This is a genomic window from Pseudomonas sp. GM84, from assembly GCF_000282535.1.
GTDB lineage: Bacteria > Pseudomonadota > Gammaproteobacteria > Pseudomonadales > Pseudomonadaceae > Aquipseudomonas.
Window position 1 is genome coordinate 1 of sequence record NZ_AKJC01000213.1, and the last position, 12,526, is coordinate 12,526.

A 12,526-nucleotide genomic window follows, 5' to 3' on the forward strand; every position below is an offset into this window, starting at 1 on the left:
ATTGGGCCGCACAGCGGCCCCCGGCCTGGAGAACACCATGACAACAGCAATCATCACCAGCGACACCCAAGCCCTGGCCATCGCCGAAGAAATCGCCCAGCAACTGCGCCGCGACAGCGCCCTGCGCGACCGCGAACGCCGCCTGCCACACGCCGAACTCGACCTGTTCACCCGCAGCGGCCTGTGGGCCATCAGCGTACCCAAGGCCTTCGGCGGCGCCGGAGTATCCAACGTCACCCTGGCCAAGGTCATCGCCCGCATCGCCCAGGCCGACGCCTCGCTCGGGCAGATCCCGCAAAACCATTTCTACGCACTGGAAGTCCTGCGGGTAAACGGCACCCCCGCGCAGCAGCAACGCCTCTACGCCGAAGTACTGGCCGGCCAACGCTTCGGCAACGCCCTGGCCGAGCTGGGCACGAAAACCGCCCACGACCGCACCACCCGCCTGACCCGCGACGGTGACGGGTACCGCATCAACGGCCGCAAGTTCTACGCCACCGGCGCGCTCTACGCCCAGCGCATCCCGACCTCGGTGATCGACGAGCAAGGCGTCCAGCAACTGGCCTTCGTGCCGGCCGACAGCCTGGGCCTGCAAGTGATCGATGACTGGAGCGGCTTCGGCCAGCGCACCACCGGCAGCGGCTCGGTAGTGTTCGACAACGTGTTCGTCCGCAGCGAAGACGTGGTGCCGTTCCAGTCGGCCTTCGAGCGCCCCACACCAGTCGGCCCGCTGGCGCAGATCCTTCACGCGGCCATCGACACCGGTATCGCCCGCGCCGCCTTTGAAGACGCCCTGCACTTCGTGCGCACGCGCAGCCGGCCATGGGTCGACTCCGGCCTCGACAAGGCCAGCGACGACCCGCTGACCCTGAAAAGTTTCGGCCACCTGAGCATCCGCCTGCACGCCGCCGAAGCCCTGCTCGAACGCGCCGGCGAATACCTCGACCGCGCCCAGGCCGACAGCAACGCCGACACGGTCGCTGCCGCCTCCATCGCCGTGGCCGAGGCACGGGCGATCAGCACCGAAATTTCCCTCGCCGCCGGCACCACGCTGTTCGAGCTGGCCGGCAGCCAGGCCACCCTGGCCGAGCACAACCTCGACCGCCACTGGCGCAATGCCCGCGTGCACACCCTGCACGACCCGGTGCGCTGGAAGTACCACGCCATCGGCAACTACTACCTCAACGACGAAAACCCACCACGCCGGGGGACCATCTGATGGCCAAGCAGATCCTGCTCAATGCCTTCAACATGAACTGCATCGGGCACATCAACCACGGCTTGTGGACTCACCCACGGGACACCTCGACCCAGTACAAGTCGCTGAGCTACTGGACCGACCTGGCGCGCCTGCTCGAACGCGGGCTGTTCGACGGGCTGTTCATCGCCGATATCGTCGGCACCTACGACGTCTACGGCAGGTCGCTGGACGTGACCCTGAAGGAGTCGATCCAGCTCCCGGTCAACGACCCGCTGCTGCTGGTCTCGGCCATGGCTGCGGCCACCCGCCACCTGGGCTTCGGCCTCACCGCCAACCTCACCTACGAGGCGCCGTACCTGTTCGCCCGGCGCCTGTCCACGCTCGACCACCTGAGCAACGGCCGGGTCGGCTGGAACATCGTCACCGGCTACCTGGACAGCGCCGCCCGCGCCATGGGCCTGGAGCAGCAGCCGGAACACGATCGTCGCTACGACCAGGCCGACGAATACCTGCAAGTGTTGTACAAGCTGCTCGAAGGCAGCTGGGCCGACGATGCGGTGGTCGAGGACCGCGAGGGGCGGGTGTATGCCGACCCGAAAAAAGTGCGCAAGGTCCATCACCACGGCGAGTTCTACAAGGTCGAGGGCTACCACCTGTGCGAACCCTCGCCCCAGCGCACCCCGGTGCTGTTCCAGGCCGGCAGCTCGCCGCGCGGCCTGGCCTTCGCCGGCAACCATGCCGAGTGCGTGTTCATCAGTGGCCAGGACAAGGCCGCCACCCGCGCCCAGGTCGACAAGGTGCGTGCCGCCGCCCAGGCTGCCGGCCGCGACCCGCAGGCGGTCAAGGTGTTCATGGGCATCACGGTGATCGTCGCGCCCACCGAGCACGAGGCCCAGGCCAAGTACGCCGAGTACCTGCGCCATGCCAGTCCGGAAGCGGGCGTGGCGCATTTCGCCGCGTCTACCGGCATCGACTTTGCCGCCTTTGATCTGGATGAGCCGATTGGCGCCAGCAAAGGCAACGCCATCCAGTCGGCCACCCGCCAGTTGCAGGAGAACGCCTGGACCCGCCGTCGCCTGCTGGAACAGCACGCCTTGGGCGGGCGCTACGTGACCTTGGTCGGCGCACCGGAACAGGTCGCCGAGCAGTTGATCGCCTGGATCGACGAGACCGGCCTGGACGGCTTCAACCTGACCCGCACCGTCACCCCGGAAAGCTTCGAAGACTTCATCGACCTGGTGGTCCCGCAACTGCAACAGCGAGGCCGCTACAAGACCGCCTACGCCGAAGGCACCCTGCGCGAAAAGCTGTTCGCCAGCGACCACCCACACCTGCCTGCCGACCATATCGGCTCGACCTATCGCCACACCCCTGCCCCGACTGGAGTTGCACAGCATGCTTGAGAAACTGTTCCGGCCCGTCGCGGCCATCGCCCTTACCCTCGGCCTCGCCAGCGCTGCAGCCGCCGCCGAGCCGCTGAAGATCGGCACCACCGCCGCCTTCGCCATCCCGCTGGAAGCCGCAGTGGAAGAAGCCCACAAACAAGGCCTGGAAGTGAAGCTGATCGAGTTCAGCGACTGGATCGCGCCGAATGTCAGCCTCAACAGCGGCGACATCGATGTGAACTACTTCCAGCACATTCCCTTCCTGGAAAACGCCAAGGCCGCCGCAGGCTTCAAGCTGGAGCCCTACGCCCCGGGCATCATCAACAACGTCGGCCTCTACTCGAAAAAGTACAAAAGCTTCGCCGAATTGCCTGAGGGCGCCAGCGTGGCCATCGCCAACGACCCGATCAACAGTGGCCGCGGCCTGCAACTGCTGGCCAAGGCCGGGCTGATCACGCTCAAGCCGGGCGTGGGCTACAAGGCCACCGAAGACGACATCGTCGCCAACCCGAAGAAGCTGAAGATCCTGCAGGTGGAGGCCGTGCAACTGGTGCGCGCCTATGACGATGCCGACCTGGTGCAGGGCTATCCCGCCTACATCCGCCTGGCCAACAGCTTCGACGCCACCTCGGCCCTGCTGTTTGATGGCCTGGAGAACAAGGAATACGTGATCCAGTTCGTCATCCGCCCACAGAGCAAGGACGACCCGCGCCTGGCCAGGTTCGTCGACATCTACCAGCACTCGCCCGCCGTGCGCGCAGCGCTGAACAAGGCCCATGGCAGCCTCTACCAAGCCGGCTGGGAAGGCTGACATGAGCCAGGCCAGCGCCCTCAAGGCGCCCACCGCTCAAACCGCGCCGCCACCGGCTCGGGAGCAGGCCTTGCGCCCGGAGGTCAATGAAGCCCATGTGCGCTTCATCGGCCTGGGCAAGACCTACCCGGGCCAGGAGCAGCCGGCATTGCAAGGCATCGAGCTGAATATCCGCCGAGGCGAGATCTTCGGCATCATCGGCCGCAGTGGGGCGGGCAAGTCATCACTGCTGCGCACCATCAATCGCCTGGAGCAGCCCAGCCAGGGCCGCGTGCTGATCGACCAGGTGGACATCGCGCCGTTCGACGAGGACCGCCTGGTGGCGCTGCGCCGGCGCATCGGCATGATCTTCCAGCACTTCAACCTGATGTCGGCCAAGACCGTGTGGCAGAACGTCGAGCTGCCGTTGAAAGTGGCCGGCGTGGCCAAGGCAGAACGCCAGCGCAAGGTGCGCGAGTTGCTGGAACTGGTCGGCCTGCAGGAAAAGCACCATGTCTACCCGGCCCAGCTGTCGGGTGGCCAGAAACAGCGCGTGGGGATCGCCCGCGCCCTGGTGCACGACCCCGAGATCCTGCTGTGTGACGAGGCCACTTCGGCGCTGGACCCGGAAACCACCGCGTCCATCCTCGAACTGCTGCGCGAGATCAACCAGCGGCTGAACCTGACGGTTGTGCTGATCACCCACGAAATGGCCGTGATCCGCGATATCTGCCACCGGGTGGTGGTGCTGGAACGCGGCGAGGTCGTCGAGCAGGGCGAGGTCTGGCGGGTATTCGGCTCGCCACACCATGAGGTGACCCGCACCTTGCTGGCACCCTTGCAGGCCAAGCTGCCCAAGGCCTTGCAGGCAAACCTGAGGGCCAGCCCGGTGGGCCGTGACAGCGCGGTGGTACTCAAGCTCACGGTGCTTGGCGAGCCGGCGCTGTCCGATCTTTTCAGCGACCTGGGCGGGCGCGTGCGCCTGCTGCAGGGCGGGGTGGAAACCATCGGCGAACATGCCCTCGGGCAACTGATTCTGTCGGTACAGGGCTCACCGCACGCCCCCCATCAATTGCTGGAACGCGCCCGCCGCTGGGCCGAAGACGTGGAGGTACTGGGCCATGTGGTTTGATCGCTTGCTTGAAGGCTTGCTCGACACCCTGCTGATGGTCGGCGTGTCGTCGCTGATCGCCTTGCTGGTGGGGGTGCCGATGGCGGTGCTGCTGGTGACCAGCGACAAGGGTGGCATCTTCGAGGCGCCGCTGCTGAACCGGGTGCTGGGCGCGTTCGTCAACCTGTTCCGCTCGATCCCGTTCCTGATCCTGATGGTCGCGCTGATCCCCTTCACCCGCCTGGTGGTTGGCACCACTTATGGCGTGTGGGCCGCGGTGGTGCCGCTGACCATCGCCGCCACGCCGTTCTTCGCGCGAATTGCCGAGGTGAGCCTGCGCGAGGTCGACCATGGACTGGTGGAAGCGGCGCAGGCCATGGGCTGCCGGCGTTGGCACATCGTCTGGCATGTGCTCTTGCCGGAGGCGCTGCCGGGGATCGTTGGCGGATTCACCATTACCCTGGTGACGTTGATCAACTCGTCGGCCATGGCTGGGGCGATTGGCGCGGGTGGGCTGGGGGACATTGCCTATCGGTATGGGTATCAGCGCTTCGACAGCCAGATCATGCTGACCGTGATTGCCATGCTGGTGGCGTTGGTGGCGCTGATTCAGCTGGGTGGGGATCGGTTGGCCAAGGGGTTGAACAAGCGCTAGGGCTTCTCGGGAGGCAGCTCAGATCTCTGTGGGAGCGGGCTTGTCCCGCGAAAGGGCCAGTCCAAATACTGAAGGTGTATGGCCAGGGCTTCGCCCTGGTTCGCGGGACAAGCCCGCTCCCACAGGGGCCCTACTCAACTCCAGCGCAAATCATGCGCCGGCACCGGCCTCCCAAACCAATACCCCTGCCCCAGCTGGCACTGCTGCTCCAGCAGGAACCTGGCCTGCTCCGCCTGCTCGATGCCCTCGGCATGCACCTGCATGCCCATGCTCCGCGCCAATGCAATGATCACCCGCACGATCGCGATGTCGTCATCATCCAGCGGCAGACCGGCAACGAAGCCCTGGTCGATCTTCAGCTTCTGCACCGGCAAGCGCTTGAGCCGCAGCAGCGACGAATAGCCCGTACCAAAGTCGTCGATCGCCAGGCTCAGGCCCAACTCGCGCAAGCGGTGCAATTGCTCCAGCGCCACCTCCGGATCTTCCATCACGGCGCTTTCGGTCACTTCCAGCTCCAGCAATGCAGGGTCCAGACCGGTTTCGTGCAGCACCTCGGCCACCTGCCGATACAACCCGCGCTGACCGAACAGGCGACTGGACAGGTTGACGGCGACAAACGCCAGATCGCGCCCCTCCTCCTGCCACTGGACCATCTGCCGGCACGCCCGGCGCAGCACCCAGGCATCGATATCGGCGATCAGGCCCGTCCGCTCGGCGATGGGGATGAATTCACCCGGCGGCACCAGGCCCCGCTGCGGGTGCTGCCAGCGCACCAGCGCCTCGACACCGACCATGCGCGTGCTGAACAGGTCGAACACCGGCTGGTAGAACACCCGCAGTTCATCCTGCTCCAGGGCACGGCGCAGCTCGCCTGCGGTTTCCACGCGGTGTTGGGCGTGGGCTGTGAGCTCTTCGGTATAGAGCGCGTAGCAGGCGCGGCCATTGGTCTTGGCCTTGAACAGTGCCGAATCGGCGTTGCGCAGCAGCTGCTCGGCGCCCAGCGCATCACTGGGGAACAGGCTGATCCCGACACTGGCACTGATGAACAGCCGATGACCTTCGAACTCGAACGGTTCGCGCAGGCGCTCGATGATGCTCTGCGCCAGCTTGCCGGCCTGGCCGACCTCCTGGCAGTTCTCGGCCAGCATGGCAAACTCGTCACCGCCCAGGCGCGCCAGGGTCACGCCGTTGCCCAGCAGGTCGCGCAGGCGGTCGCCGACCAGCTTGAGCAACTGGTCGCCGATGGTGTGGCCCAGGCCGTCGTTGATGCTCTGGAAATGGTCCAGGTCGAGCAGCAGCAAGGCGCAGCCACGTTTGTTGGCCTCGGCTGCGGCCAATGCCTGCTCCACGCGGTCGTTGAACAGCAGGCGGTTGGGCAGGCCGGTGAGCGGGTCGTGATGGGCGAGGAAGGCCAGCTCCTGCTCGGAGTGCTTGATCGCGCTGATGTCGCTGAACACGGCCACATAATGGGTCAGCTCGCCGCTGTCGTCGCGAATGGCACAGATGGTCTGCCACTGCGGGTAGATCTCGCCGCTCTTGCGCCGGTTCCAGATTTCCCCGCTCCACTCGCCCTTCTCGGCCAGGGTGGTGTAGATCTGCTGGTAGAACGCCACCCCGTGGCGGCCCGACTTGAACTTGCTCGGGCGCTGGCCGAGCACTTCGTCCTGCTGATAGCCAGTGATGCGCATGAAGGCCCGGTTGACGTGCACGATCACGCCTTGGCGGTCGGTGACCAGCACGCCTTCCAGGGTGCTGTCGAATACCGCTGCGGCCATGCGCAGGCGCTCGCGATCATCGCGACGCAGGCGCGCGCCGATACCGATGAAATTGAGCAGGCGAGCACGGGAAAAGAAGATCAGCAAGGCACTGACCAGTACCCAGACCACCACATTGATCTGCCGGCCCACGGTCAGCGCCAGGGGGTCATCGGTCAGGCTGCGCAGCACCAGCTCGGCCAGCACCAGCCACAGGAACGAGAGCACCACGTAAAGCGCGGCCATGCGCAAGGCGTCGCGAACGGAAACAGACATGTCGGGGGGAAAAGCCCATGAAAAAGGATGGGGCATTATAAAGGCAGAAACATACCGTGACGTCCTATCTGAAAGGGTGACTGGTTTTATTTCCCTACCAAGGGATAATCAGACCCTTCCCCTGCATTTTCGAGGGTTTCCTTACCTATGTGGTACAACGGTCTACTCGACTTGTCGGTCTGGCAACTGGTCGGCGTCACCCTGCTGATGACCCATGTGACCATCGTCAGCGTCACCATCTACCTGCACCGCTACTCCGCCCACCGAGCGCTGGAGCTCAACGGCGCGCTCAAGCACTTCTTCCGCTTCTGGCTGTGGCTGACCACGGCGCAGAACACCCGCGAGTGGACTGCCGTGCACCGCAAGCACCACGCCAAGTGCGAAACCCCCGATGACCCGCACAGTCCGGTGCACAAAGGCTTGAGCACGGTGCTGCGCAAGGGGGCCGAACTCTACCGCGAAGAAGCACGAAACCCCGAGACACTGCGCATCTACGGCAAGAACTGCCCGGAAGACTGGATCGAGCGCAACCTCTATTCGCGCTACAAGCTCGGCGGCATCGTCCTGATGGCGGTCATCGACCTGCTGCTGTTCGGCACCCTCGGCATCACCGTGTGGGCCATCCAGATGATGTGGATTCCGTTCTGGGCAGCCGGCGTGGTCAACGGCCTGGGGCACGCGGTCGGCTATCGCAACTTCGAATGCCGCGACGCCGCCACCAACCTGGTGCCCTGGGGCATCATCATTGGCGGCGAGGAGCTGCACAACAATCACCACACCTACCCCAACTCCGCCAAGCTGTCGGTCAAGCGCTGGGAGTTCGACATGGGCTGGGCGTGGATACGCATCCTGTGCATGCTGCGCCTGGCCAAGGTGCAGCGCGTGGCACCCATCGCCCACCGCGTCGAGGGCAAGGCCAGCCTGGACATGGACACCGCCATGGCCATCCTCAACAACCGCTTCCAGATCATGGCCCAGTACCGCAAGCTGGTGATCGGCCCGCTGGTCAAGCAGGAGCTGGACAAGGTCGACGCCTCGATGCGTCACCGTTTCCGCCGCGCCAAGCGCCTGCTGTCGCGGGAAACCAGCCTGCTGCAGGACCGCCACCATGTGCGCATCGAGTCCATGCTCGCCCACAGCCAGGCGCTCAAGACCATCTACGAGAAACGCCTGGCACTGCAACAGATCTGGGCCCGCACCAGCGCCAACGGCCACGACATGCTGGCGGCGATGAAAGACTGGGTACACGAGGCCGAGGCCAGCGGCATCCATGCCCTTCGCGACTTCGCCGGGCAACTCAAGACCTACTCCCTGCGCCCCACCGGCGCCTGAAGCCGTTGATCGGCACGCCCCGTTCCAGGGCGTGCCGCTTCGGAACTTCAGCCCCTCCAACACACTCGAATTCGGCACATCGCCCGCGTGGCGGGCCGGTTCGTGGCCGCACGCTTTCCCGTCGAGAACCGCTCCGTGCACATGGCCAAGAACACCAATTCATCCCTGCCCGGCAATTCACCACCCGTAGCCGCCCAGACCTTGCTTGCCCTGCTCCACGCCCAGGGCGAAGTTGCCCGACTCAGCGAACGCGAGCAGCTCTACAGCGCCCTGCTGGACAGCGTCAACGCCGTACTCTGGGCGTTCGATTGGGAAACCCGCAAGGTCCTCTACGTCAGCCCCGCCTACGAGCGCATCTTCGGTCGCCCGGCCAGCCTGGTGCTGGCCGACTACAACGAGTGGCGCGACAGCATCTACCCCGACGACCTGGAATATGCCGAGCGCAGCCTCGCCCAGGTCCTGCTCAAGGGCGCGGTGGAAGACCGTGAGTACCGCATTCTCAACGCCAGCGGCCAGGTGCGCTGGCTGAGCGACAAGTGCTACATCAACCAGCAGCGCGAAGGCGACCGGGTGATCATCGTCGGCATCGCCGAAGACATCACCGAGAAGAAGCAGCTCGAAGGCGAACTGCAGCGCCTGGCCACCACCGATGTGCTGACCCAGAGCAGCAATCGCCGGCACTTCTTCGACTGCGCCCGCCAGGCCTTCGACAGCGCCCGCGAGGGCGGCACGCCGCTGGCGTTCCTGCTGCTGGACATCGATGACTTCAAGCAGATCAACGACAGCTACGGCCACCAGGAGGGTGACCAGGTGCTGCAGCGCATCGCTGACACCGGCAAGGCCGTGCTCCGGCGCGGCGATTTGTTCGGGCGCATTGGTGGTGAAGAATTTGCCGCCGTATTCCCCGGTTGCACAGCACAGGTTGCCGCGCAGATTGCCGAGCGGCTGCAGCGGGAGATTCAGCGGTTGAGCTTCTGCCATGGCGGGCAACAGTACGGGGTGACGGTGAGCCAGGGGGTGACCGGGCTGACCAATGAGGACGAAGCGCTGGACAGCTTGTTTGCCCGGGCCGATGCGGCGATGTACCAGGCCAAGCGACAGGGCAAGAATCAGATAGTGCTGGGATGATCCTGGGGCTGCTTGTGCAGCCCATCGCCGGCAAGCCGGCTCCCACAATGACAGCGGCGCTGCCGATTCCTGTGGGAGCTGGCTTGCCGGCGATGGGCCGCACAGCGGCCCCAAAATCTCAGTTCGAAATCTCTTCTTCAGAAACCGGTGGCTCTTTGGCGTCCACCTTGCGCAGCCGGTTCAACTCCGGCAACCCGACCTTGAGCAAGCGCGCCGTCTTGTTGTCGGCCACCCTCTCCAGCCCCTGGTCCGCCGGCAGTCGCGCCAATTGTCCAGCCAGGTTCATGGCCAGGATCTCGCGCGAATACACCCCACCGCCCAGCTGGTAGATCGCCGCGATCAGTTCACGCAGGCTCAGCGGCAAGCGCCAGCGGGTACGCAAGGCCGAGCCGAACGCTGCGCCGAACTCAGTCAACGCCGACTTCACCCGCGCCTCGTCCAGCTCCCCCCCGGCAAGGCGCCATTCCTGCAGGCAGCGCAGCACCGCCAGGTCACCCAGGCAATGCAAAAGGCCCGCGCAATAGCACCGCTCCTGATCCAGTTCGAGCATGCGCGCCAGGGAACGGGCGTACTCGGCGGTATGCAGCGACAGGTTCCAGAAGTGCGCGGCGTGCTGCGCCAGCAAGGGGTCACTCAGGCGCGCGCTGCGCTTGAGGGTCAGGCCCAGGATCAGGTTCATGCTCTGGGTGCTGCCCAGCTTGTTCAGCGCCTGCAGCAAGGTTTGCACCGGCGCGTCGCGGTGCAGGGCGGCGCTGTTGGCGGCCGCGATCAAAACCGCAGTGATCTGCGGGTCGTTGCGCACTTCCTCCTCCAGCACCTTGAGGTTCAGGCCCTGGGGATTGAGCGCACGCTTGATCGCCAGCTGCACATCGGCGAACAGCGGGCCACCGTCGGCGCTGGCCCGACGCTGTTCGAGGAAGGCCGGCAAGCTGGCATCCGGTTTCAAGGGGGGCACAGGGCAGGCGATCTGTTCGCCTACGGCCAGCAGCAGCTCTTCCAGACGCTTGCGCAGGTTGTCCATGTTCAACGGCTTGCTCAGGTAAGCCGTGGGATGCAACGGCAGCGCTTCGCGCACGCTGGCACTGTCGCTGCGGCTGCTCATGAGGATGAACGGCAGGCCCGGCCCCTTGGCGCGCACCTTGCGCAGCAAGTCGAGGCCATCGACACCGGCCAGTTCACGGGCGGCAATGATCAGGTCGGGTTTGCTGGCCAGGGCGGTCAGCGCCTGTGAGCCGTCGGCACACACGTGTAGGCGGGCATCGCAGCGCACGCTGAGGAGCATTTCGCGAAGCATGTCGCGTACCCACGGATCGCCTTCGGCAATCAGTACGCTAGGTGGTGTGGGGTCTGCAGCGCTCATGGCCAACTCCTGATATCCCTGACACGCAATCCGTCGCAGCTTCCAAGGCAAGTCCTGCCACAACCATAGCGCCACGGGCCTTTGTTGGGCACAAAAAAAACCCGCCTAGGCGGGTTTTTTTATGAAGCGCGTCACATCAAGCGAGTTCAGCGAAGCACTCTTCGATGATGGCCAGGCCTTTGTCCAGCAGTGCGTCTTCGGCGGTCAGCGGAACCAGGATACGCAGGACGTTGCCGTAGGTGCCGCAGGACAGCAGGATCAGACCCTTGTCACGTGCCTTGGCAACCACTTGGGCGACGGCAGCAGCGTTCGGGGTGTGGGTGCCTTTTTCGAAGACTTCCACAGCGATCATCGAGCCCATGCCACGGACGTCACCGATGATGGCGTGCTTTTCCTGGATCTTGCGCAGGCCAGTGGTCAGGCGCTCGCCGACAGCCTTGCTGCGGTCCAGCAGTTTCTCTTCCTCGAACACCTGGATAACGGCCAGGGCCGCGGCGCAGGCGATCGGCGAACCGGCGTAGGTGCCGCCCAGGCCGCCTGGAGCGATGGCATCCATGTATTCGGCCTTGCCGCACACACCGGCCAGCGGGAAGCCGCCAGCGATGGACTTGGCGAAGGTGGTCAGGTCAGGCGCGACGCCCATCTGTTCCATGGCGAAGAAGGTGCCGGTACGGCCAGCGCCAGTCTGTACTTCGTCGGCGATCAGCAGGATGCCGTGCTTGTCGCACAGCTCGCGCAGGCGCTTCATCAGCTCTTTCGGCGCTGGCAGGAAGCCGCCTTCGCCTTGTACTGGCTCGAGGATGATCGCGGCGATGTCGCGTGGCTCGGCGTCGTTCTTGAAGATGCGCTCGATCGAAGCGATGGCGTCGTCAACGCTGACACCGTGCAGCTCGCTCGGGAACAGGGCGCGGAAGATGCCGCCTGGCATCAGGCCCATGCCAGCGGAGTACGGCACGACCTTGCCGGTCAGACCCAGGGTCATCATGGTACGGCCGTGGTAGGCACCGGTGAAGGCGATGACGCCAGCGCGGCCAGTAGCGGCACGGGCGATCTTGATGGCGTTCTCGACGGCTTCGGAGCCGGAGGTCACCAGCAGGGTCTTCTTGTCGAAGTCGCCTGGGACCATCTTGTTGATCTTTTCGCACAGCTCTACGTAGGGCTCGTAGGCCAGCACCTGGAAGCAGGTGTGGCTGACTTTGGTCAGCTGCTCTTGCACGGCTGCAACCACTTTCGGGTGCAGGTGGCCGGTGTTCAGTACTGCGATGCCGCCGGCGAAGTCGATCAGTTCGCGGCCTTCAACGTCGATCACGGTCGCGTTCTTCGCGGTATCGACGAAGATCGGGTGGATCTGGCCAACGCCACGTGGGACGGCGGCGACACGACGTTGCATCAAGGATTCGTTGGTCTTGCTCATAATGCCCTCATTTGCGCCGATCAGCGGCGCCTTTACTCGGGGGTGGCTGGGAGTGCCCTTGATCAGTATTCGTTGATCGACTGTCAAAGGCGCCCTGGCCACCAGGTACTGCTATGTCAA

General features: G+C 65.0%; 10 protein-coding genes. 7 read left to right on the plus strand and 3 right to left on the minus strand.

The genetic code is table 11. From position 1 onward, the window contains the following. The first annotated feature begins 37 nt into the window (after nucleotides 1-37). Genes PMI38_RS17490 through PMI38_RS17510 form a run of 5 tightly spaced genes read left to right on the plus strand, consistent with a single transcriptional unit; the run spans nucleotide 38 to nucleotide 5,142 of the window. Nucleotides 38-1,219, plus strand: coding sequence for an SfnB family sulfur acquisition oxidoreductase (locus PMI38_RS17490; protein ID WP_043273867.1), 1,182 nt, complete (start codon nucleotides 38-40; stop codon nucleotides 1,217-1,219). Continuing rightward, nucleotides 1,219-2,604, plus strand: a complete 1,386-nt coding sequence (locus PMI38_RS17495) for an LLM class flavin-dependent oxidoreductase (protein WP_008096601.1) — start codon at nucleotides 1,219-1,221, stop codon at nucleotides 2,602-2,604. Before PMI38_RS17490 ends, PMI38_RS17495 begins: the two co-directional genes overlap by 1 nt. Then, complete coding sequence (locus PMI38_RS17500) at nucleotides 2,597-3,397, plus strand: MetQ/NlpA family ABC transporter substrate-binding protein (RefSeq protein WP_008096602.1); 801 nt, start codon at nucleotides 2,597-2,599, stop codon at nucleotides 3,395-3,397. The genes PMI38_RS17495 and PMI38_RS17500 overlap by 8 nt, the downstream gene beginning before the upstream one ends. Before the next feature lies 1 nt (nucleotide 3,398). Further along, the gene (locus PMI38_RS17505; RefSeq protein WP_008096604.1) at nucleotides 3,399-4,508 is read left to right on the plus strand and encodes a methionine ABC transporter ATP-binding protein; all 1,110 of its coding nucleotides are present in this window, start codon (nucleotides 3,399-3,401) and stop codon (nucleotides 4,506-4,508) included. Further along, complete coding sequence (locus PMI38_RS17510; protein WP_008096606.1) at nucleotides 4,498-5,142, plus strand: methionine ABC transporter permease; 645 nt, start codon at nucleotides 4,498-4,500, stop codon at nucleotides 5,140-5,142. Before PMI38_RS17505 ends, PMI38_RS17510 begins: the two co-directional genes overlap by 11 nt. A 134-nt stretch (nucleotides 5,143-5,276) precedes the next feature. Here the strand turns inward: PMI38_RS17510 and dibA are convergent, their stop codons facing one another. Then, nucleotides 5,277-7,172 (minus strand): phosphodiesterase DibA, encoded by a 1,896-nt coding sequence (gene dibA, locus PMI38_RS17515; RefSeq protein ID WP_008096608.1) that lies wholly within the window; start codon nucleotides 7,170-7,172, stop codon nucleotides 5,277-5,279. Between the two features lie 147 nt (nucleotides 7,173-7,319). Between dibA and desA the strand changes: the two genes are divergently transcribed. Continuing rightward, nucleotides 7,320-8,504, plus strand: a complete 1,185-nt coding sequence (gene desA / locus PMI38_RS17520) for a delta-9 fatty acid desaturase DesA (protein WP_008096610.1) — start codon at nucleotides 7,320-7,322, stop codon at nucleotides 8,502-8,504. A gap of 141 nt (nucleotides 8,505-8,645) precedes the next feature. Continuing rightward, nucleotides 8,646-9,632: a GGDEF domain-containing protein gene (locus PMI38_RS17525; protein WP_050548624.1), complete on the plus strand. Its 987-nt coding sequence runs from the start codon at nucleotides 8,646-8,648 to the stop codon at nucleotides 9,630-9,632. A 118-nt stretch (nucleotides 9,633-9,750) separates the two neighbouring features. On the opposite strand, the gene PMI38_RS17530 is transcribed toward PMI38_RS17525, so the two are convergent. Then, nucleotides 9,751-10,992 (minus strand): response regulator, encoded by a 1,242-nt coding sequence (locus PMI38_RS17530; protein WP_008096614.1) that lies wholly within the window; start codon nucleotides 10,990-10,992, stop codon nucleotides 9,751-9,753. A 136-nt stretch (nucleotides 10,993-11,128) separates the two neighbouring features. Beyond that, nucleotides 11,129-12,406, minus strand: coding sequence for a 4-aminobutyrate--2-oxoglutarate transaminase (gene gabT, locus PMI38_RS17535; RefSeq protein ID WP_008096616.1), 1,278 nt, complete (start codon nucleotides 12,404-12,406; stop codon nucleotides 11,129-11,131). Nucleotides 12,407-12,526: the final 120 nt, after the last annotated feature.